Genomic DNA, 20352 nt, shown 5'->3' with positions numbered 1-20352 from the left:
TTAATTATCCTGATTCATGGTGAGCACTATCCTGTATCGCGCCAGACCTTGCTTAAGTCTGTTGAGCGCCTCATTTGCCCGTTCAAATGGCAACATCTCTGTGATGGGCAACGTCTGAAAGAGGTGGCTGAACTGCAGTGCGCGCTCGGTTTGCGCCGGTGTGCCGACGAAGGAGCCTGTCAAGGTGCGTTCAGCGCCGATCATCATACCCGGCGAGACCTGCAGCGGCTTTTGTCCTGTACCCAGCAAGATTGTTTTACCCTGGGGGGAGAGGGCGGACAAGAGGGCTGAAACCGTTTCTGAAGCCGGTGCAGTTGCCACGATAAAATCCACACCGCCGTCATTTTTCAGGCGTTCTGATGCATTTTCCTCAAGTGTATTGATGTAGTGATGCGCACCCAGCTTAAAGGCCGCGCGTTCTTTTTCGCTATCCCGTGCAATCACAGTCACCTCAAAACACATTTTACGGGCGTACTGAACAGCCATGTGGCCAAGCCCACCCACTCCGAGAACAGCCACTCTGTCGCCCGCTCTTGCGCCTGAATTACGCAGTGCGTTGAAGGTAGCGGTACCGGCGCAAAGGATCGGGGCTGCATGCACGGAAGAGAGCGCGGAGGGAATTGCTATCAGCGCGGTATGTCGCATGACAACGTACTCTGCGTAGCCGCCATCGCAGCTGAGGCCCGGCGTCAGTTGATTTTCACAGAGATGAAAAAGCCCTCTGCGGCAAGGTTTGCAGTGCTGACAATACCCACCCAGTCGGCCGACGCCTACGCGCTGACCGCATTGCCAGATATCGGGTACCCTGTTCCCCTTGCGGGCAATAAACCCGACGATTTCATGTCCCGGTATACGGCCGGGTTGGCCCTCCTGCGGCGCTCTTTCCGCGTCCCGGAGATCGGCACCGCATACTCCGCATGCTTCAATTTTGATAAGCACCTCATCCGGACCGGGAGCGCGTATCGGCCGCTTTGTCATTTCCAGCACACCGGGGGCAACGATCTGCATCGCGCGGTATTTTTTATTCATAAATGGCACCGATATAATAGGGATTATCAGATGGCAAGGGCGAGATCTTTAGCCCTGGCTTCCTGAACAAAGACGGCCGTCATACAGGCATTAAACGCAGCGAGCATTAATTCCCGCGGATCAGGAGCCAGTCCCTCGCCACCCAGCGAAACCGGTTCATCGGAATCGATAACATGGTTTTGAAGTGCCAACGGAGCGGAACCTCCGGAATACGGCTGGCAGAGCGTCCGGCGCGGTCTTCAGGCGTTACGGCCAGCCATCACACCGCCATCAATATCCCAGATAGCGCCGGTGACCCAGCCAGTTTTTTCAGAAAGCAGGAAAGCCACAGTTTCAGCGATGTCGACTGGCGTACCCACGCGTCCGATCGGATGGAAGCTGTCAAAGCTGTTCATCACATCTTTTACGTCGTCTTTCGGAATGAAGCCTTCGTAAATAGGAGTGTGAACAACGGCCGGAGAAACCGCATTCACGCGGATCCCTTTTTCACCCAGCTCAATGGCCAGGTTTTTAGTTAGCGCGTGCAGACCGGCTTTGGCCATCGAATAGGCTGAAGACGGCGTGGCACCAATCGCCTGCTGCGCCCACATGGAGCCGATATTCACGATGGAGCCTTTAATCCCGGCATCAACCATATTGCGCACCACGTCACGGGTAATAAAGAACGTTGCGCGGTTAATGCTCATATACATGTCATAGTCTGACGCTTCATGTTCGGTGAAGGGTTTTGGGAAAAACACGCCAGCCGCATTGACCAGCAGGCTGATATCTTTGTGTTCGGCATTAATGGTGTCTACCACATGCTGCATCCCTTCTTCTTTCATCAGGTCGGCAACGATGATAGAAACCTGACCATCCGCAGCCAGTGCCTGGCGGGCCTGCCCGGCTTTGTCCTGACGATTGCCAACAAGCACGACGCTGCCGCCGTTTTTCAGAACCAGCTTCGCCGTTTCGAAGCCCATACCGCTTGTACCACCGACCACTAACAGTTTTTTACCGGCAAAAGATGCGTTCATCGCTAACCTCTTTGAATTCATATGGTTGTTATTGATGAAAAGCCGTACTCCTCATCGTGTGAAATCAGAATGCCACCCGGACGCCTGATTGACGACTGAGAAGAAATTGCGACTCAGGAAAGAAAATCTTTCTCGCTGGCGTATACTGAGGAAAATAATGAATCAGGATGACCACAATGCGATCGCTAAACCGACTTAAATGGCTGCACGCTTTTGAAGCCACCGCCAGGTACGGCAGCTTTACCGGCGCGGCACAGGAGCTTGGCGTTACGCCCGCTGCAGTAGGCCAACTGGTACGCTCGCTGGAAGACTGGGTCGGACATCCGCTTCTTCACCGCACCCGTTCCGGAAAAGAGCGGCTGACGCTGGTTGACGAAGCGCAGGAGGCGCTACAGGACATCACGCAGGGACTGGACAAACTCGAAACCGGGTTAAACAAGCTTCGCGGTCGCCGCTCGCGTTCGGTGGTGGTGGTGACAGCATCGCAGGTGCTGATGATGAACTGGCTGATGGATCGCCTGAACCGGTTTTCGGAAACGCACGAAAATATCAATCTGCGGCTTAACGTCACGGAAAAACTGATGGATGTGTCGCACGGCGAGGCGGACATCGGTATTCGCTGCGGACAGGGCGACTGGCCAGGCGTGCATAAAACCTGGCTGATGGATGAAGAAGCGGTGCTGGTCTGCAGTCCGCGCCTGGTGCCGCCCGGGAAAATGGCCTGCCGTGAATGGCTCGCCACGCAAAAACTCATTCACGATGACACGCCGCATCCTGGGGCGGATTTTCCGTCATGGGATGCTGTCCTGATGGCGGTCGGTGCACCCGAAGCGCTGGATAGCGGGCTGCATATTAACTCCACCTCAGCGGTCATCCTGTCGGCCCTGAGCGGCAGGGGCGTGGCCATCGTTCGTTACGCTTTGGTGAAGCAGCTTATCGAAACCGGTCAGTTGGTTCAACTGCACCCCGATCGCCGTTGGCCGCTCAAATGGTCCTATTATCTGGTCACCCCGCAACAAAAAGTTATGCGTGATGAAGTCAACGTTTTCCATGACTGGCTTCTTCAGGATGTCGTCTCAGACCGTTCATAAACTGCCCCCTCAGGCATTACGCTGCCCCGGCAATCACGTCGGGTGCGTAGTGCTTATACCACGACAATTCACGACATAGAATTTCTTTTCTGCTTCGCAAGATTATCTGATTTGTTGAAGCTGTCTGGCTTTCTGATAATCGCCCTCAACGAAAGGTAATACAGACCGGTTTTTTAAACGGGCGTATTACTTCAACCCTGAACGAAGGAGAGAACGATGGCTTATCTGCAAATCACCCTGAATATCAGTAATGAAAACCGTGCGGCAGCCGCTGAGGTATACCAGAAATACAAAACTCCGTTTCTGACCACCATTGAGGGTGCCACCTCTAAAGAGCTGCTTGTCCGCGACGAAGACGTCCAGGTGCTGCACGGTTTTACGACCGTTGCGCAGGCGCAGGCATACCTTAACAGCCTGCTGTTTACGCAGGATGTCGTTGCCGGATTAAAACCGTATTTAAACAGTGCGCCTGACGTGCGTATTTTCGACGTCATTTAATAACTTTTCTGAGACAAACAACAACCGGAGTTTTGAATGTTCTTAAACTGGAATGAATATCGCAGTGGCCTGCTCGCCACCATCGACAAATTTGCCAAACTGCAGCCTGAGTTTATGAAAGGCTTTCAACAGATGGATAAAGGTGCGTCAGAAAACAAGCACCTCGATCCCAAAACCCATGAACTGATTGCGCTGGCCGTGGCCGTAACCACCCGCTGCGACGGTTGCCTGGCCGTTCATGTGGATGCTGCTGTTAAGTACGGTGCCACGCGCGAAGAGATCGCCGAAGCGCTGGCGGTTGCCATAAACCTGAATACCGGCGCCGCGCTGACGTATACCGCACGCGCACTGGATGTGTACGATAATCTGCCGAACAAATAGGCCTGCACACGGCTCCGCGTGGGGCCGTCTAATCACTGATTATGATGTTACTGAATTCTGATTTTTCGCAGCGCGTAATCATTACCCCGGATGATTATCAATGGATATTTTCACCCTAGCCCTGGGTTGAGCGCATGATGCTTGACCGGATTGGTCGCAAGCAGGTACGCGCAACCCTTCTCGTCAAGCTGCGCCAGATGTCTGCCGATGCACGCCAGCCGCTCAGGTTATATACGCAGAAGCCGGCTAACTGGCATGGTCAGCCGCAAAGACAAGTCTTCGCTTTATTCTCTGGCACCTCAGAAACAGTGCTGCTTCAGAAGCTTGCCCCAGGCGCGCGGATTTTCTGTGCGCCGCATGTTGGCGGAGCAGAGATCCACGACGTATCCGAGCCAGATTCGGGTAAAACGGCGATTTTTGGTTTTACTGGCGTACTTGCAAAATCGAGATGAACTGTCAGCGATGCTGTTCTCAAAAGCCTTTGTCGGGAGCCGCTCGTACGCTTATTTGGGCAGGATGCGGTAGAGCCCGAAGCTGAGTATATAAAAGACTGGGCGGCCGATCCGTTTACTGCAACGGAATTTGATCTCCAGCAGGAAGTCGGCCACGTAATACCTGAGCAACTTTCCGCCAGGGGAGAATTGTCCGGTGAGATAACAGGTATTGCCAGTGAATGGTCTCCGCAGTTCCCGGGCTATCTGACAGGCGTAATTGACTCTGCATTAACGGGCATTCAGCACCGGCTACAACAGAAATAACCCGCGAAAATGGGGGGCTACCATCCGAGCAGGAGATGGGTTGTTGAAAACAGAGTATCCGGTTCGATAATGCGTCAGCTTTTAAAAAGAGTTGGCTTCTGAAGCGTCCGCTCCTGGCACAATGCGGACAAGCTGACTTAGCTGAAGGTCCGCTGAGAGCGATGAGCTGACCTAAAGATATAGCTTCAAACATGCGATGATGATTGATATCCAGCCAGATTTCAGAAGGACCGACAGACTGCCGGTCCTGCGGGGAGATTACTTCAGCTCCAGCATACTTATCACATGGGCAATATCCGCGATATCGCCTGCTGACAACGGCTGCAAAGGACGAGGCAGGCAATCCATGTCGGTTAGCCCAAGCACTCCAGCAGCTGTGGCAATAACACGAAGACTTCCACCATGTTTACGGAACAGCGCCCACAAAGGTTCAAGGCGGGCTGTCAGGGCAGTAACGCGTTGATGATCCTTTACCGCCGCGGCTTCAGTGATTTGTTTCGCCATCTCAGGGAACAGACCGCCACACACGGAGTACCAGACTTCACAACCAGCGTTTAATCCCAGCCCCGCATAAGCGTCGCCACTGATACCGATTGTTACGCCAGGGCGCAGATGTTGACGTAACTCATTCACCCGCTCAGTCGCTGCAGCGGGGCTATCCGGTACGCCAGGGATCTTGACCGAGCGAATCCCCTCAAGTGATGAGAGTCGACCGTGGAGTTCATCCGTAAAGGTAAAATGCGTAGTGCCCGGATTATCATAGATACACACCGGTACAGACACGTGCCGTGTAACGGTCTCAAAGAGTGAGAATACTTCTTCGTCACGGAGTGGCTGGTAGCTGACCGCCGGGAGTAACAGAGCATTCGCGCCGGCTGCCTGCGCGTCATCTGCCAGATGCAGGATAGCATCGGTACTGACCGCTCCCACACATACCATCATTGGGATATCCCCGGCATGCTGTTTTGCCAGCGTTGCTACGCGCTTGCGCTGCTCCCGGGTCAGATAGGCGTAGCTTCCGGTTGACCCCAGGATGCCCATAGAATCAACCCGAGCTTCTGTCAGGCGGGAAAGAATATGGCTGAAACCCTTTTCATCCACGCCGCTGGCGGTGACTGGGGTTAATGGAAACGCCGACAAACCGGTAAACATAAAAGTTTCTCCTGAATGATATTACTGCTGTTGTTCTTCGATGAGAGCAACCTCAAACCACAGACCGGGCATCATTTTTTCCAGGCCGTCGGTCAGCATCTTCCCGGCTTCGTGAAGTCTCTCCAGCGGCATCTGCGGCAGGCTTTCCAGAATAAACCACATTTGCTGAGCTTCCACACCTAAGCGGGTTCTGAGCCCCTGTCGCCAGTTCCAGCGACGGCAGGTCACACCGATATCATCACACCAGATGATCTCGCCTTGTGAAGGATATTCAACGGCCTTTTCCCCCTCTTTGACTGTATCAAAAGGCTCTGTTCCTTTTGCCACGGCCAGACATGGTGAACCCTGATAGGCAGCGATATTCTCTCCACCCACCGGAACGGCGTAGCGGAGACTAACGGCATTATAAAGATCAACGATGGGATCAAGTGCTGGCATCGTTCCGTCACGTAATACGCGCTTGCGTAACGCATCCGCTGAGCAAGGGGTACGTTTAGGTTTAGCACCAAACTTTTGAAAAACCTCTGCCCATGCGGTCAGATGCGCTTCCGCCCACTCAGGCTCACCGGCCAGAACCGCTTCACAGGCTTCTCGCAGCGCTGTTTCTCCGATATCGGAGTTAAGCACTGGTGCAGCTTTTACGTAGACACTGAGTGCCCGAAAACCAGGCGCAATGCGATAAATTTCAGGGGCAATTGACGGAGAGACTGTTAACACGTGATAATCCTGTAATGACCAATTTATCCCATGATAATGACCGATGACCAAGAAAGTCAATTTAATGACCGATGCAGATTCTATCGTCAGCACCGTAAATGAAGCCGTATCTCAGCGGATTAAGCTGTATCGTAAGCAAAAGAAAATATCGCTCGATGAACTCTCCCGCCGGGCGGGCGTCAGCAAGGGCGCGCTGGTTGAGATTGAGGGATGCCGGGCAAATCCCAGTATAGCCCTGTTATGCCGCCTGGCTGCCGCGATGGGGGTTTCGGTAGCCGATTTTGTGGATGTCAGTTCCAAACCGACCGTGCATCTCATTGCTGAAGATGAGATCCCAGAATTGTGGGCTGGTGAAAAAGGAGGGAGAGCAAGGTTGCTCGCTGGTTCGGGCGGCCCTGATATGACCGAGCTCTGGATGTGGGAAATGCAACCGGGGGAAAAGTTTGCTTCGCCCGGCCACACGGAAGGGACGCTTGAGCTGTTTTATGTTCAGACAGGCACGCTCACGCTGGGTGTGAAGGACCACCTGTATCAGGTAAAAACCGGCTGTTCAGCAACAGCCAGAACGGACGTTCCTCATTTCTATGAAAACCAGGAGGAGGGACCATTGGTGTTCATCATGACAGTACATGAGAAAACATCCTGATTGTCGCCCGGCAAGCAATAGGGCTTGTTTTATCACAGGTAAGTTTGCATGGAGTGGTTCAGTGGATAATCAACATCTGAGTTTTGCCAAAAGCCAGTTTACTGTCACAACCGATCCCGCTTTTTTTCAACTGGAAGCCATTCACGATTACCTCTCGCAATCGTCCTGGGCTCCTGGCATTGATGCCGAAACGGTCAGAATATCAATCCAGAACAGCCTTTGTTTTGCGCTTCTGGATGGAACAAGACAAATCGGCTTCGCCCGCCTTGTCACAGACTATGCCACTTTTGGTTATTTGTGTGACGTCTACGTATTAAACGATTATCAGAAAAGTGGTCTCGGCCGCTGGCTGATCGAATGCTGTCACGCCCATCCGTTGATGTCACGCCTGCGACGGATAATGTTGGTCACTGACAGCGCGCCCTGGCTATACCAAAAACTGGGTTATAACCCATTGAACCGGAAAGATTTTGTCTGGCAGATCAATCGGCCAGACATTTATCGTAATGCCGGACAAAAATAAGAATACTTTTCAGAGAGTAATGATAAATGTTAATCCGTAGGGCCAGTTCCTCTGATGCAGAAGAGCTGGCTATTTTAGCCGAGCGAACCTTCAGAAAGACTTTCCAGGATGGTAATACTCAGGAGGATATGGATCTTCACTGCCATGCAAGCTATTCAACTAATATCCAGTTGAAAGAAATCCTCAGACAAGACTGGATTACATTAGTCTGCGAATACGAGAGCAAACTGATTGGGTACGCTCAACTAAGGTGGGAAGAGTTTCCTCCCTGTGTCAATAGCATCCATGCCGGAGAAATTCTGTGCCTGTATGTCGATGAGCCCTACCATGGTAAAGGATTTGCACAGGCACTGATGCAAAAGTGCTTTGCTGAATTTGAGGCAAAGGGATCGGATCCTGTCTGGTTAGGTGTCTGGGAACATAACCCAAGGGCCATCTCTTTTTACCGTAAGTTTGGGTTTACCGAGGTGGGTGAGCATATCTTTCAGGTTGGGTCAGACCCGCAGAGAGATATCATTATGAAACGCTCAACTTACGCTAGCTGAACACACATTTTGACGTCCGCTTTTGGCACAATGCGGACATTCTAAAACAAGTTGATGGACGATGAGCATTGCTCATCGCAAGCATTCAGAGCCAGGCAGAAGGACACTGCGGCACAGTTCCCGTTTCGTTTAGCCGAGGTTTACTGCATACGACCTGTACAATCTACCTCACCACACACATTGGTCTGCCAGATATCGGCTCGGGATGGATCTCCGTTTCCACGCTGAATACACTTCTCAGCAATCCTGGATTCATCACTGCTTTCGGTGTGCCTTGTGCCATCACATGTCCGTTGGCCATGACCACCAGATGATCGCAGTATCGGCTGGCCTGATTAAGGTCGTGCAGCACTGCGACTACCGTTTTCCCCTGGGCTCGGAGTGCGCCCATCAACCGCATCAGTTCCACCTGATGATTGATATCGAGATAGGTCGTTGGCTCATCGAGCAGGACCACGGGCGTATCCTGCGCCAGGACCATCGCCAGAAATGCGCGCTGGCGCTGGCCGCCAGAAAGATCGGTTAACCGTCTGTCGGCAAGATGATGGATTTGGGTCTGGCTCATGGCGAGATTGACCCGCGCATTGTCTTGCGCACAAAGACGCCCCCAAAGTGGTAACCACGGGTTGCGGCCGTAGGAAACCAGCTCCTGGACGGTGATCCCCTCTGGCGTTAAATGGTGTTGCGGCAGCAGCGCCAGCCTGCGGGCAAGCTGGCGCGATGAGAACGTATTGATGGGATTGTCGTCAAGAAATACGGTGCCGGACTGCGCCATTAACAGCCGTGAAAAACAGTTTAACAGCGTCGATTTCCCACAACCGTTAGGGCCAAGTAGCGCAGTAATCTTGCCCGTAGGCAGTGCGAGTGATACGCCGTCAAGCACCTTGTTTGTCCCGTAACAGACCGTCAGATTTTCAGTTCGTAATGTCATTTATCGCATTCTCACAAGCAGCCAGACAAACCACGGCGCACCGATAATGGCGGTCAGCACGCCAGCCGGAAGCTCCAGCGGGGGATGAATAATTCGCGCCAGCAGGTCGGCCGCCACCAGCAGCAATGCACCCGTCATGGCCGAAACGGGCAGCAGCCAGCGGTGACGCCCACCGGTAATGGTGCGCACCATATGCGGTACCACGAGTCCAATAAAGCTAATCGGGCCGCAGACGGCCACGCCGGTTGACGTCATGGCAACCGCCAGTAGTAAAGCCTGAAACCGTGTACGCGGCACCGACACCCCGAGCGTGGTGGCACGCGCATCGCCCAATGCCAGGAGGTCGAGATCTCGGCAAAAAACCAGGCTCAGCGGCAGAAACAACATCAGCAGCGGGGCGGCAACCTTCACAAAACTCCAGTCACGTCCCCATAAGCTGCCGGTCAGCCACAGCAGGGCGCTGTTGACATCCTGTGGGCGCGAAAGCATCAGGTAATCCGTCAGGCTGGCCCAGCAGGCAGAAAGCGCGACACCCGTGAGCGCGAGCTTCATCGGCTGGCTGGTGTTCGCCAGCATTTTCAGCAGAATCAAGCCTGCCATGCCACCGGCAAAGGCCAGCAGCGGCAGGGCAATTACCGGTAGTGACGGCAAGAGCAACAGCGCGCCCACAGAGGCCAGGCTTGCGGCATGATTTACGCCGAGAATATCCGGCGATGCCAGAGGGTTACGCACGATCCCTTGTACCAGAACGCCTGCCACCGCGAGGGCTGCGCCGACCAGCAGCGCCAGCAGCAATCGCGGCAGGCGGTACGCCGTTAACACGTAATGATACTCGCGCCCGGTTTGCCAGTCGGTCAGCAGGGCGTGCCAGGGAACGGCGATCACCCCCATTTGCAGAGACAGAACCGAAAATCCCGTCAATGCGAGGGCGATGAAAATGACTAACGCAATTTTCATCCACGCCTCCTGACCAGCCAGACAAAGCAGGGCGCACCAATCAGCGCCACTACTGCCCCGGCAGGCAATTCGCCAGGAAAAGCCATCGCTCGGGCCAGAAGATCTGCCAGCAGCAGCAGCGTAGCGCCCATCAGCATGCTCATCGGTAAAACCTTGCGCTGATCGAATCCCACCCAGAAGCGAGCCAGATGCGGCATCAGCAGGCCGATAAACGCAACCGGGCCAGCCACGCTGACGCAGGCACCGACCAGAAGCAGCACCAGAATATTGATGATCAAACGTAGCTTTGGCAGATTCACCCCCAGCGTGCGGGCAGTGCTGTCACTGACGTTAAGCAGGTTCAGTTGATTAGCCAGCAGCAACACTACCGGCAGGGCAACCGCCACCATCGGGAAAAGCTGCCAGAACTCCTGCCAGCGTGCGTGGGATACGCCTCCCGCGAGCCAGTATAAAATGCCGTAAGCGTGATCTTCCGTCAGCAGCAGGGTGATGCGGGTCAGGGCCATGCAAAACGCCGAGAACGCGATGCCCGCGAGGATCAATTTGTTTCGGTCCTGGCTGTGGCGAAATCCGCCGCCAGCGGTCATCACCAGCAGCCAGCTTACGCCGCCACCGCAGGCGGCGATAAAGGCGATGGAGTAACCTGCAACGGGCACGGGGCTGAGAGCGCTGGTCAGCGCCATCGCCAGCGCCGCGCCGCTGTTAATACCAAGCAGCGAAGGGGATGCCATTGAATTATGCGTCAGGGTCTGCAGCAGCGTTCCCGCGAGAGCCAGACTCGCGCCGATCAGAATGGCGACCAGGCTTCGCGGCAAACGAAGGTTTTGCACCAGCGCTTGTGCAAGCGTCGGCGTATGGCCCGGCAGCAGAGCGTGAATGGCGTCAACGCCAGAAACAGGAATGGCCGAGTAGCAAAACAGACTCAGCCAGAAGAGAGTGATAAGCGCGGCAAGGGGAAGACCCCACTGCAGCGCTGGATGTCTGAGAACCGTCATTTCACATCGGATAAAGGCTGGTGATGGAAGATTTTTACCGTGTCACTGGCAATGCGTTCGGCCGCGAAAATGCCGCGCATCCGCGCCCAGGCGTTACTGTCGACCGACGCCGTCTGCTGTTTTTGCACCGCAGTTAACATCTGCCACAGCGGGTCCTGCAGCCAGCGTTTGACGATGCTCTCTTCGCGGTAGTGGGCGACCAGCAGCCATGAAGGATTGATCGCCAGCAACTGCTCCAGGCCGATAGACGGCATAGACGCACCGGATATTGACGCCGGCACCGTCAGCCCCAGAGCGGTCAGGACGCCCCCGGTCCAGGTCTCCTGCGTGTGCAGGTTGAACTGCTGCTCCCGGGACGTACCAAACAACACCAGCGTGCCTTTTGGCAACTGGCTTGCCCACGCTGACATCTGTTGTTGGTGTTGCGCCAGACGTGACTGCATCTGCGCCTTTTTACCCACTACTTCGCCGATGATGGCCGCAGATTGCAGATTTTCAGTGTAGGTTTCATTGCGGGACTTAAGCAGCAGCACCGGTGCGATTTGCTGCAAGGCGCTGTAGATACCCGCATGACGGCTGCTGTCGGCAATGATCAGATCCGGTTTCAGCGCGCTGATGGCTTCTAAGCTCGGCTGCGCGCGCGTACCGACAGACTGCCAGGGTTTAAGATGGGCGCGAACTTCTGGAAGAATGCGTGTGGCATCGTTATCGTCGGCAATGCCGACCGGACTAACATCGACGGCTGCCAGTGCGTCCGCGAACGACAGTTCCAGCACCACGATCCGCTGTGGTGTTTTATCAAGCGTAAAGGTGCCATGTTCGTCATGAACCGTGGCGGCAAAAGCATGGCCGGTGAGCAGCAGCAGAGCGGCGAATAGGGTGCGTAATGATGTAAACATGTGAGTGGCCTGTGTCGAGTGGCGCGTCGTTTACCCGGCCGACAAAAACAGCGTGCAGGCCGGGTAAACGGGATTTAGAACTTCAACGACCCCTGCATATACAGCGTGCGCGGCTGGCCTGCGTAGATGCCTTTATTGTTGTCGTCGTAGGAGCGGGTGAAATATTCTTGGTCGAAGATATTTTTCACACCGAACGCCAGGTTCAGGTCTGCCATCTGCGGACCGAAGTCATAGGCTACGCGTGCGCCCCAGAGCATGAAACCTGGGATACGGCCAGTGCTGCCGTCGGCGCTCTCTTTGACGGTGTTGGCGTTATCCGCAAACTGGCTGGACTGGAAATCGCTGTTCAGGTTGAAGGTCCAGTTGCCCGGCTTATAGTCCACGCCCAATGTGCCTTTGTGTTTCGGCGAGAACGGCACCTGGTTGCCGTAGGTGTCGCCTTTCTCACGAATCTCGGCGTCCACGTACGCATAGCTTGCGTAGACTGAAACGTTGTCGAGCGTTGGCGTCAGCGTGCCGAGGTCATAGCGGGCCTGGGTTTCCAGCCCGGTATGGCGCGTTTTACCGCGTGCTGTAACGGTGTCGTTGGTCTGGTTGGAGTCGTACTGATTATTAAAGTTAATCAGGAACAACCCCATTTCCGCGGTCAGCGCGCCATCGTCGTATCGGGTGCCGAGCTCCCAGGTTCGCGCTTTTTCCGGTTCCACATTGCCGCTTTGCACAGCCTTGCCAATTTGGCTGTACTGTACGGTGCCGAACGAGCCTTCGGTGTTTGAATAAAGATTCCAGCTGTCAGTCAGGTGATAAAGCACGTTTAGCGCCGGAAGCGGGGCGTTATAGCTCACTTCCTCATGTGTGCCTTTGATGGCGTTGTTCTGGTATGACTCGATATGTTCAAAGCGCATACCCGGAGTGATAGTCCAGTTGCCAATATCGATTTTGTCATCCAGATACCAGGCGTGCGCTTCGGTACCGGAACGGGTGTCGCGATCGTAAGGGCTGGCGCTGGTCGGCAGTTGCCCGCTGCTGGTGGCGGTGTAGTAGCGCATTTCATGCGTCGACTCGCTCACATAGCGGTATCCCACCCCCACTTCGTGCGCGGAAGGGCCCACCATAAAGCTTTGGCTGTAGCGTGGCTCAATGCCGCGTACCCAATAGTTACGCGGTGAAAGCGTGGTGCGTTTGCCCTGTTCCAGGTAGCCGCTGCGCAGGGTTTCGGTGTAGAAGCCCTGAATATTGAATTTATGCTGGCTGTCCGGCTGGAACTGATAGCCAAGGCTTGCCAGCTTGCGACGCCCCCAGAAGCGATCGTTCGGACGCGTAGATTGCCAGCGGTCGGCGTTGTAATCCGCGCGCGACAGGCCACCGGGCATATCGGCTTCACCGTCGTAGTATTGCAGAAGACTATTGAAGGTATGCACGTCGTTCGGCGCATATTTGCTTTTCAGCATCAGGTCATCGATGCGCGTCGCGCTGTGCTCGCGCCAGTCGCTGCCGCGCGTGCCGGAGTAAAGCAGGGCGGTGCCAAAACCGTTATCCGCTGTGCCGCCCACCATCAGGTTGTGCGTCTCTTTTGGATTATTTTGCGAGGACGTTGGGCTGAGCTGGCCTTCCATGCCGGCTTCGATCCCGAAGTCTTGCGGAATGGCGCGGGTAACAAAGTTCACCACGCCGCCCACGCTCTGCGGTCCGTAACGTACGGCGCCGCCGCCGCGCACCACATCGATGGCGTCCATATTTCCGAGCGAAACGGGTGCCAGGGAAAGCTGCGGCTGGCCGTAAGGGGCAAACGGCACCGGAATACCGTCCATCAGCACCGTTGAACGGCTGGCAAGGCGCGGGTTCAGGCCGCGAATACCAAAGTTCATCGCCAGATCGTGGCTACCGGTACCGTTGTTTTCCGGGGCGGTAACGCCAGGAATACGATTCAGCACCTCGCGCATGGTCGTCGCGCCGGTTTTGGCGAAATCCTCACGGCGGATAACGTCACGCGCGCCGGCATGTTCGAATACGTCGTTTTCGCGCGCATCGCCCAGCCAGTCGCCCACAACCGTGAGCGCATCTTCCTGTGGTGCTGGAACGTGTTCGAGCGTCCAGCTGTTATTCCCTAACGGCTTCACCTGCAGGCCACTGCCCAGGAGCAACTGCTGCAAACCACTCTCAACATCGTAATCGCCGTGCAAACCGTTGCTGTGCTTGCCGCGCGTCAGGCTGGCATCAACAGACAGGGTAATTCCGCTGTGTGCGGCATATTGGTTTAGCGCTTTATCGAGTGAGCCTGGTGCAATATCAACCTGCGCTGCGAAAGCGGATAACGAGAGCCCAGCCAGCGGCAGCAGGCTCAGGCGAATGGCGTTAACCAAAGGTGTTGTTTTGCTAAAAACGCGTAAAGGCGTCATACCTTCTCCATCATCATTTTTGTTGTGTTCAGCTATGAGTCGAATGAGAAGGGGAAAAAGGACAATGAAAATGAGAATTATTTTTCTTACAGTGCCGAAATATTTACCCAGTATCGCGTAACAGTCTGAATTTTAACTGGAAGTGTCTGGGTAATAACATCCAGAATCGCATCGGTATTTTTCAGCGGGAACGTGCCACTCAGGCGCAGCCCGGCCACTGCCGGATCGCAACGCAGCACGCCGTTGCGATAACGGCTCAGTGTGGCAATGACCTCTCCCAGCGGTTTATCGCTGAAACTCAGAACACCCTGTGTCCAGGTTGCGCTTTCATCATCCGCTGAGGCGATTGCACCAAATTCAGACGCGCTAAACTGCAGGCTCTCGCCAGCGTTGACGATGCGTTTTTCCTGCGGGCGGTTTGCCAGTAAGACTTCAACCGCATGCTGTTGAACGGTAACACGCGTGACGTTGTCCTGCTGGTAGACGGTAAATTCTGTGCCTAATGCGGTGAGCTGGCCCTGGCGGGTCACCACGCGGAAAGGCCTCTGCTGCGCATCTTTTGCGGTGGTAATCGCAATTTCGCCATACCAGAGGTGGACAGCGCGCTGATGCGTATCAAAACGAACATCAGCGGCGCTTTGTGTGTTGAGCGTCAGCAGTGAGCCATCATCCAGCCGCTGATGGCTGACCACGCCTTTAGCGGTGCGGTAGTCGGCACGTAGACCTTCTCCGGCCTCAGATTGCCAGAGCTGCCAGCCGCTACCCACGCCAAGCAGTAGCAACAACCCTTTCATGACGTGACGACGAGTTAGGCGCGTATCGTGCAGCGCCCGGCTGGCGACATCGCCCGGAACGCTGCTGAGCTGGCTGCGCAGGTTTTCAACCTGTTGCCAGGCCCACTGATGATCTTTGTCCTCTTCATACCATTGTTGCCAGCGCGCTTCCTGCTGTGGGCTGACACGCTCGCCGCTCAATACGGCATACCAGTGTGATGCTGAGCGCAAAGCCTGACGGCGAGAATCGGTGATAGCAGCGTTCACAGGCCGTGCTCCAGACGAAACAGCAGACAATGTTCGATAGCCTTTGCCACATACTTTTTCACCGAGCTGACGGAGACGCCGAGCTTAAGCGCGATCTCGCTGTATTTGAGCCCCTCCAGTTGCGAAAGCAAAAACGCTTCGCGTGTGTTTCCGTTCAGGCCGTCAAGCATGCTGTCGATGAGTTGCAGGGTTTCGAGCTGGCTCTCACGTTCCTCGGGCGAAGGCGCGAGATTTTCCGGCATCAGCGCCAGCATCTCCAGATAGGCTTTTTCCAGCGCGTTTCGGCGAAACAGGTCGACCATTACCCGTTTGGCGATAGTGCACAGGAAGGAACGAGGGTCGCGGACAGTCTTGAGCGAGTCACTGCCCATTACCCGTAAAAATGTGTCCTGGGCAATATCATCAGCATCAAAGGCAGACTGGAGCTTGCGCGTCAGCCAGCTTTTCAGCCAGCCGTGATGTGTGCCATAAAGCGACTCGAACGTGAAGCAAGCGGTAGTAGTGGCGCGGTCAGACATGCGGATTGCATCAAAAGTTAATTATCACGCGGCTACATTAACATGAGAATGGTTATCATTACAATTGGAAATGAAATGAGATAAAAATGACATTTTAAAGGGGTTATGATTTTGGCATTAATAGCATCCCTTATTGCCCGCGCTTGCGCTCCCCATCTTTCCTGAGAGTCATAGATCCCATTGGCGATGGTTTAATTGCCTGCACATTCGCAGGCAATAGCACAATAAAATTACGCCAACGGGATGTCTTCAAGGCGGAAATAAACGGTGAGTCCATGCTTATGTGCGACATTGATGTCCATATCAGCACCTTTAGAAGCGCCTTTAATACGGTAAATCGCATCACATTTGGTGATAAGTCGATGGGCAACGGGGTAGATCATAGATTCGCCGATTTCATCGTCAATAGCCGCAGAACCGGCAGATTTTGCCAGTGGTAGTGCCAGCCATTCGCCAATTACAGGAATGTGTCCTCTTTGATATACCGCTAACGCTGCATCTTCCAGGCGAGCAAGATTCGCATCGATAAGATTTTGTTTTCCATCCGTACCGCTACGGTAGGGGCCAGCAATGAGAATAAGTTGTTTCACAAAGAGAACCTCATAGAATGTTTTTCAGCGCGATGTGATAAAGCAACATAATGGTTTTGCCATCGACGATAAGACCACTTTCAATTGCGGCAAGTGCGCTTGCAAGCGGCCACTCAAGCACTTCGATATCTTCTCCTTCAGCCGCAATTCCACCACCGGCACCTGTCTTGTCGGCAGCATCATATTCCGCGATGTAAAAATAGAGCTTCTCCGTGACCGAGCCTGGGCTCATGTACGCCTCGAAAACCTTCTGTACGCTGGATACACGAAAACCGGTTTCTTCTTCAACTTCGGCTTTGATCCGTTTTTCAGGAGCCATGTTGTCAAGAAGACCTGCTGCTGTTTCAATGAGATAGCCATCGTGACCATTTATAAATACCGGAAAACGAAACTGACGAGTTAAGATCACTGTTTTCCTGTCACGGTTATAGAGCAGAATCGTGGCTCCGTTGCCGCGATCGTAAACTTCACGACTTTGGCGCTGCCAATCACCGTTTCTTCGTTGAATATCAAAAGTGTATTTTTTTAAACAATACCAGTCATCGGATAATGTTAGGTTATCGACGATGCGTATTTCTGCACGCTTAGGTTGCATGAAGACTCCTTGATCCGTAGAGTTGACATCATAATCAGCATCATCGTGCAAATACAAGTATAAACATGCATAAACAGGAACGGTCACATGCTCGCTCATCAACGTAAACACCTTATTCTTGAACAACTGCAGGTTGAAGGGCAGGTCCAATCGAAAAATCTGAGTGATCGATTTGGCGTTTCAGAAGACACCATTCGACGGGATTTACGTGAGCTTGCCGCAGAAGGGCGATTGCAGCGCGTTCATGGTGGTGCTTTGCCATCGTCTTCAGCTGTTGCGACATTTTCCGAGCGTAAATCATTAAAAACAGATGTGAAAATGAAGATCGCGCGCAAAGGCACTGAACTCATTTCTTCGGGACAAGTTGTTATTGTGGATGGCGGCACGACCACATCAGAGCTGATTGCCTGTCTGCCGGACGATCTGCATATTACCGTGGTGACACACAGTCCCAGCATTGCACTGGGGTTGGTCGATAAACCCGAGGTTGACGTTATTTTGATCGGTGGCCGACTGTACAAGCACTCCATTGTCAGTGTAGGGGCGGCCGCTATTGAAGGCATCGGCAATATTCATGCGGATATTTTCTTCATGGGGGTAACGGGTATTCATCCTGAAGCGGGATTAACCACGGGTGATTATGAAGAAGCGTGCATCAAACGTGCATTTTCCGGCAGAGCGGCGGAAACGGTCGTACTGGTGTCACCGGAGAAGGTCAACGCTGCGTCATCGTTTGTCATCGGTGAGGTAGGGCTAATCAATACTATCGTGGTTGATAGTGAAACCGATGATAATTGGTTAAGGAGTATTGAAGGAAAGGGCATCACCATTATCAAAGCGTGATTCTCTGTTAATCGAACATGAGAAATCGCATAAAAAACAGATACAGCCACGCCAGTACACTCTGGCCGTTCAGCAACTGTCGCAGATAGCCCAGCACTGTAAAAATCACGCTTTCCATCGTTTGTTCGTGAGATGGCACATATTTGTAAAGTCGGAGGGAAAGGGCAATGAATAGGGGATCTTTGGTAAGGATCTTACTGACTATGGCATTAGTTGGGGATGGGGTAGGACTAGCGACCGCTTTGAGCGAGAAGCGGACATCTTTTCCTATAACGGGCTGCACGCTTAATAGCTATTGGTCATCCATAATATTTTAGCTACATCATCTAACCAGTCTGGAAGATGTTCCCTATACCAGTTGAGATATGAAGGAAATGCTGCTTTTTGCAGCTCATCAAGTAGCGCAATAACTTCAGTGGCTAACTCACATGCCAGAGGCCCTCTAAAGGAGAATGGTATGATCATGCAGGATACTTACATTCCCATCCATAATTAAATTACCCCTCAGGCTGTACACCAAGATGAGTACGATACATCTCAATAAAAACTATGCTTTACAGTATGTTGGGGACCATTAATGCCACTATCAACCCGACAACGGCTGATATTTTTGAGTAAAGCTCCTAAAGAGTGATATGTATATGCCGATAACCAAGTAAATATAATGTCTATTGCCTGAGATTGGATATATACCTCATGAATGAGAAAAATATTGTCGGAACAACCGCTGGTATAATTGGCAGCTCTGAAAATTACGCAGACAATGTAGTCCTTGGGGCAACCAGAGGTCATGGATTTGCTGCTGAAAAAGCGAATCACCTTAAGGATGTGATGTCAGGAAAAAATGCAAAGATTGTTGGCGGTGACAATGTCAAAAATGGCGCTGACAGACTGGTGGATGGCATTCACATACAAACAAAATATTGTAATTCAGGCTCAAAATGTATCAGTGAATGTTTTGAAAATGGAACTTTCCGCTACTTAAACACTGATGGTACCCCTATGCAAATAGAAGTACCGTCAGATAAATATGATGATGCGGTGAAGGCAATGGAGCATAGAATAAAAAATGATCAGGTGCCAGGTGTAAAAGATCCAGAATTAGCGAAAGATATTGTCAGGAAAGGTTCCTTCACATATGAACAAGTAAGGAATATTGCTAAATTTGGTACTATTGAAAGCTTAACTTATGATGCAATAAACGGCATTAAGTTGGCTGGTACTGCAATGGGAATCTCTGCGGCTGTTTCATTCGCTGTCGCTCTATGGAATGGCGAAGACTGGGATAAAGCTCTTGAATCATCTTGCTATGCTGGATTAAAAGTGGGTGGTGTAGCCTGGGTTAGTAGCATCATTACTGCTCAACTTGGCAGAACAGGTATAGAACAAAGTTTACGTGGCGCTACAGATTGGATCGTTCAGCAAATGGGGCCTAAAGCTGCCGCATGGATTGCAAATGGTTTACGATCAGGTAATGCGATATATGGTGCCGCTGCGATGAACCACGTTAGTAAACTTTTGCGCGGGAATATCGTCACAGGCGTTGTCACAACTCTGGTTATATCTTCCGTAGATTTTGTTCGAATGTTTCAGGGCCGATGCTCAGGCGCTCAATTATTCAAGAATGTTACTGCTACTGCATCTGGAGTTGCTGGCGGAACAGGTGGCTGGATGGCAGGTGCTGCTGGAGGAGCCGCATTGGGTTCACTTATTCCTTTCGTTGGCACGGCTGCAGGCGGAATCATCGGGGGGTTATTAGGTGCGTTTGCCGGTGGTACGGCTGCAAATGCTGCTGTTTCAGCTATTCTCGATGAGTTTATTGAGGACGATGCTAAAGAAATGCTTAAAATAGTTGAAGAAGCATTTGGTGAACTTGCTTTTAATTATCTGTTAAGTGAGCAAGAGGCAAAGTCAGTTATTGATGGATTTAAAGAGAAGGACGTACCAGATTTTTTGCGAGATATGTATGCATCTTCTGACCGCCCGTTGTTTGCAAAAAATGAATTTGAACCAATGATTATAAATATTGCTAAGAATAGGAATGTTATTTCTCTACCTACTGATGCTCAACTATTACAAAAAACCGCAAAAATTATAGATACCCTTGTAGCAGATTAATTATTCAGTGTGTATTAGCTCAAGTATGAGCTAATACATCACATTACGTCCATATCATTCCTGAATAGGATATTAATTCGTTTAATATAAATGAATTTTTTGCCTCATTAG

The 20352-nt window shown here is 52.7% G+C and carries 23 protein-coding genes; 9 read left to right on the top strand and 14 right to left on the bottom strand.

The features are described from left to right. Genes OGY19_RS14870 through OGY19_RS14860 form a run of 3 tightly spaced genes read right to left on the bottom strand, consistent with a single transcriptional unit; the run spans position 1 to position 2045 of the window. A complete protein-coding gene (locus OGY19_RS14870) occupies positions 1 to 1029 on the bottom strand; it encodes a zinc-binding dehydrogenase (RefSeq protein ID WP_286596723.1) in 1029 nt (342 codons plus the stop codon). Positions 1030 to 1055: 26 nt separating this feature from the next. After that, positions 1056 to 1220 carry an OsmC family protein gene (locus OGY19_RS14865; RefSeq protein WP_226813999.1) on the bottom strand — a complete coding sequence of 55 codons (165 nt, stop codon included), beginning with the start codon at positions 1218 to 1220 and terminating at the stop codon, positions 1056 to 1058. Positions 1221 to 1268: 48 nt separating this feature from the next. After that, a complete protein-coding gene (locus OGY19_RS14860) occupies positions 1269 to 2045 on the bottom strand; it encodes an SDR family NAD(P)-dependent oxidoreductase (protein ID WP_061067834.1) in 777 nt (258 codons plus the stop codon). Between the two features lie 176 nt (positions 2046 to 2221). Between OGY19_RS14860 and OGY19_RS14855 the strand changes: the two genes are divergently transcribed. The 4 genes from OGY19_RS14855 to OGY19_RS14840 all read left to right on the top strand — a co-directional run bounded on the left by OGY19_RS14855 (position 2222) and on the right by OGY19_RS14840 (position 4467). Next, positions 2222 to 3136 (top strand): LysR substrate-binding domain-containing protein, encoded by a 915-nt coding sequence (locus OGY19_RS14855; RefSeq protein ID WP_286596720.1) that lies wholly within the window; start codon positions 2222 to 2224, stop codon positions 3134 to 3136. Positions 3137 to 3352: 216 nt separating this feature from the next. Beyond that, positions 3353 to 3634 (top strand): hypothetical protein, encoded by a 282-nt coding sequence (locus OGY19_RS14850; RefSeq protein ID WP_048211789.1) that lies wholly within the window; start codon positions 3353 to 3355, stop codon positions 3632 to 3634. A 36-nt stretch (positions 3635 to 3670) separates the two neighbouring features. Then, positions 3671 to 4015 (top strand): carboxymuconolactone decarboxylase family protein, encoded by a 345-nt coding sequence (locus OGY19_RS14845; RefSeq protein WP_124021738.1) that lies wholly within the window; start codon positions 3671 to 3673, stop codon positions 4013 to 4015. Between the two features lie 134 nt (positions 4016 to 4149). Further along, positions 4150 to 4467: a hypothetical protein gene (locus OGY19_RS14840; protein WP_286596718.1), complete on the top strand. Its 318-nt coding sequence runs from the start codon at positions 4150 to 4152 to the stop codon at positions 4465 to 4467. A gap of 564 nt (positions 4468 to 5031) precedes the next feature. Here OGY19_RS14840 and OGY19_RS14835 read toward each other — a convergent pair. Together OGY19_RS14835 and OGY19_RS14830 are read right to left on the bottom strand one after the other, a co-directional pair. Continuing rightward, a complete protein-coding gene (locus OGY19_RS14835; protein WP_286596716.1) occupies positions 5032 to 5925 on the bottom strand; it encodes a dihydrodipicolinate synthase family protein in 894 nt (297 codons plus the stop codon). 21 nt (positions 5926 to 5946) lie between these two features. Further along, positions 5947 to 6642 (bottom strand): B3/B4 domain-containing protein, encoded by a 696-nt coding sequence (locus OGY19_RS14830; RefSeq protein ID WP_048998202.1) that lies wholly within the window; start codon positions 6640 to 6642, stop codon positions 5947 to 5949. A gap of 43 nt (positions 6643 to 6685) precedes the next feature. Here OGY19_RS14830 and OGY19_RS14825 point away from each other — a divergent pair, with 43 nt between their 5' ends. The 3 genes from OGY19_RS14825 (at position 6686) to OGY19_RS14815 (ending at position 8356) form a co-directional block, all read left to right on the top strand. Next, a complete protein-coding gene (locus OGY19_RS14825) occupies positions 6686 to 7288 on the top strand; it encodes a helix-turn-helix domain-containing protein (protein WP_048998203.1) in 603 nt (200 codons plus the stop codon). 61 nt (positions 7289 to 7349) lie between these two features. After that, entirely contained in the window at positions 7350 to 7811 is a 462-nt protein-coding gene (locus OGY19_RS14820; protein WP_116361278.1) for a GNAT family N-acetyltransferase, read from the top strand. A gap of 26 nt (positions 7812 to 7837) precedes the next feature. Then, positions 7838 to 8356: a GNAT family N-acetyltransferase gene (locus OGY19_RS14815; protein ID WP_286596715.1), complete on the top strand. Its 519-nt coding sequence runs from the start codon at positions 7838 to 7840 to the stop codon at positions 8354 to 8356. 163 nt (positions 8357 to 8519) lie between these two features. Here the strand turns inward: OGY19_RS14815 and fecE are convergent, their stop codons facing one another. The 9 genes from fecE to OGY19_RS14770 form a co-directional block, all read right to left on the bottom strand. Further along, positions 8520 to 9287, bottom strand: a complete 768-nt coding sequence (gene fecE, locus OGY19_RS14810; protein ID WP_286596713.1) for a Fe(3+) dicitrate ABC transporter ATP-binding protein FecE — start codon at positions 9285 to 9287, stop codon at positions 8520 to 8522. Next, complete coding sequence (gene fecD, locus OGY19_RS14805; RefSeq protein WP_142879242.1) at positions 9288 to 10244, bottom strand: Fe(3+) dicitrate ABC transporter permease subunit FecD; 957 nt, start codon at positions 10242 to 10244, stop codon at positions 9288 to 9290. It lies immediately after the preceding gene. After that, positions 10241 to 11239 (bottom strand): iron-dicitrate ABC transporter permease FecC, encoded by a 999-nt coding sequence (gene fecC / locus OGY19_RS14800; protein ID WP_116361231.1) that lies wholly within the window; start codon positions 11237 to 11239, stop codon positions 10241 to 10243. The genes fecD and fecC overlap by 4 nt, the downstream gene beginning before the upstream one ends. Next, positions 11236 to 12138, bottom strand: a complete 903-nt coding sequence (locus tag OGY19_RS14795; protein ID WP_286596712.1) for a Fe(3+) dicitrate ABC transporter substrate-binding protein FecB — start codon at positions 12136 to 12138, stop codon at positions 11236 to 11238. The genes fecC and OGY19_RS14795 overlap by 4 nt, the downstream gene beginning before the upstream one ends. Positions 12139 to 12212: 74 nt before the next feature. Continuing rightward, complete coding sequence (fecA, locus tag OGY19_RS14790; protein ID WP_286596710.1) at positions 12213 to 14537, bottom strand: TonB-dependent Fe(3+) dicitrate receptor FecA; 2325 nt, start codon at positions 14535 to 14537, stop codon at positions 12213 to 12215. Positions 14538 to 14623: 86 nt separating this feature from the next. Next, complete coding sequence (fecR, locus tag OGY19_RS14785; RefSeq protein ID WP_286596709.1) at positions 14624 to 15577, bottom strand: ferric citrate uptake sigma factor regulator FecR; 954 nt, start codon at positions 15575 to 15577, stop codon at positions 14624 to 14626. Then, positions 15574 to 16095 (bottom strand): ferric citrate uptake sigma factor FecI, encoded by a 522-nt coding sequence (gene fecI, locus OGY19_RS14780; RefSeq protein ID WP_048211780.1) that lies wholly within the window; start codon positions 16093 to 16095, stop codon positions 15574 to 15576. Before fecI ends, fecR begins: the two co-directional genes overlap by 4 nt. Positions 16096 to 16325: 230 nt before the next feature. After that, positions 16326 to 16685, bottom strand: a complete 360-nt coding sequence (locus OGY19_RS14775; protein ID WP_286596707.1) for a TIR domain-containing protein — start codon at positions 16683 to 16685, stop codon at positions 16326 to 16328. Between the two features lie 10 nt (positions 16686 to 16695). Continuing rightward, positions 16696 to 17280 (bottom strand): NUDIX hydrolase, encoded by a 585-nt coding sequence (locus tag OGY19_RS14770; RefSeq protein ID WP_040233800.1) that lies wholly within the window; start codon positions 17278 to 17280, stop codon positions 16696 to 16698. Between the two features lie 87 nt (positions 17281 to 17367). On the opposite strand from OGY19_RS14770, the gene OGY19_RS14765 reads away from it, so the two are divergent. Beyond that, positions 17368 to 18123 (top strand): DeoR/GlpR family DNA-binding transcription regulator, encoded by a 756-nt coding sequence (locus tag OGY19_RS14765; RefSeq protein WP_061067844.1) that lies wholly within the window; start codon positions 17368 to 17370, stop codon positions 18121 to 18123. A 696-nt stretch (positions 18124 to 18819) separates the two neighbouring features. Further along, positions 18820 to 20241: a YeeR family protein gene (locus OGY19_RS14760; protein WP_286596704.1), complete on the top strand. Its 1422-nt coding sequence runs from the start codon at positions 18820 to 18822 to the stop codon at positions 20239 to 20241. Positions 20242 to 20352: the final 111 nt, after the last annotated feature.

The sequence above is a fragment of the Citrobacter sp. Cy070 genome (assembly GCF_030332245.1).
In the GTDB taxonomy this organism is placed as follows: domain Bacteria; phylum Pseudomonadota; class Gammaproteobacteria; order Enterobacterales; family Enterobacteriaceae; genus Citrobacter; species Citrobacter youngae.
Note: the sequence above shows the minus strand (reverse complement) of the source record. Positions and strands in the feature narration are given on the sequence as shown.

Bases quoted from the DNA above. Each gene is read 5' to 3' on its own strand.
- OGY19_RS14850 (WP_048211789.1), top strand. From the start codon at position 3,353: ATGGCTTATCTGCAAATCACCCTGAATATCAGTAATGAAAACCGTGCG.
- fecI (WP_048211780.1), bottom strand. From the start codon at position 16,095: ATGTCTGACCGCGCCACTACTACCGCTTGCTTCACGTTCGAGTCGCTT.
- fecE (WP_286596713.1), bottom strand. From the start codon at position 9,287: ATGACATTACGAACTGAAAATCTGACGGTCTGTTACGGGACAAACAAG.
- OGY19_RS14760 (WP_286596704.1), top strand. From the start codon at position 18,820: ATGAATGAGAAAAATATTGTCGGAACAACCGCTGGTATAATTGGCAGC.
- OGY19_RS14845 (WP_124021738.1), top strand. From the start codon at position 3,671: ATGTTCTTAAACTGGAATGAATATCGCAGTGGCCTGCTCGCCACCATC.
- OGY19_RS14870 (WP_286596723.1), bottom strand. From the start codon at position 1,029: ATGAATAAAAAATACCGCGCGATGCAGATCGTTGCCCCCGGTGTGCTG.
- OGY19_RS14840 (WP_286596718.1), top strand. From the start codon at position 4,150: ATGATGCTTGACCGGATTGGTCGCAAGCAGGTACGCGCAACCCTTCTC.
- OGY19_RS14855 (WP_286596720.1), top strand. From the start codon at position 2,222: ATGCGATCGCTAAACCGACTTAAATGGCTGCACGCTTTTGAAGCCACC.
- OGY19_RS14825 (WP_048998203.1), top strand. From the start codon at position 6,686: ATGACCAAGAAAGTCAATTTAATGACCGATGCAGATTCTATCGTCAGC.
- OGY19_RS14765 (WP_061067844.1), top strand. From the start codon at position 17,368: ATGCTCGCTCATCAACGTAAACACCTTATTCTTGAACAACTGCAGGTT.
- OGY19_RS14860 (WP_061067834.1), bottom strand. From the start codon at position 2,045: ATGAACGCATCTTTTGCCGGTAAAAAACTGTTAGTGGTCGGTGGTACA.
- OGY19_RS14770 (WP_040233800.1), bottom strand. From the start codon at position 17,280: ATGCAACCTAAGCGTGCAGAAATACGCATCGTCGATAACCTAACATTA.
- fecC (WP_116361231.1), bottom strand. From the start codon at position 11,239: ATGACGGTTCTCAGACATCCAGCGCTGCAGTGGGGTCTTCCCCTTGCC.
- fecA (WP_286596710.1), bottom strand. From the start codon at position 14,537: ATGACGCCTTTACGCGTTTTTAGCAAAACAACACCTTTGGTTAACGCC.
- OGY19_RS14795 (WP_286596712.1), bottom strand. From the start codon at position 12,138: ATGTTTACATCATTACGCACCCTATTCGCCGCTCTGCTGCTGCTCACC.
- OGY19_RS14815 (WP_286596715.1), top strand. From the start codon at position 7,838: ATGTTAATCCGTAGGGCCAGTTCCTCTGATGCAGAAGAGCTGGCTATT.
- fecD (WP_142879242.1), bottom strand. From the start codon at position 10,244: ATGAAAATTGCGTTAGTCATTTTCATCGCCCTCGCATTGACGGGATTT.
- OGY19_RS14835 (WP_286596716.1), bottom strand. From the start codon at position 5,925: ATGTTTACCGGTTTGTCGGCGTTTCCATTAACCCCAGTCACCGCCAGC.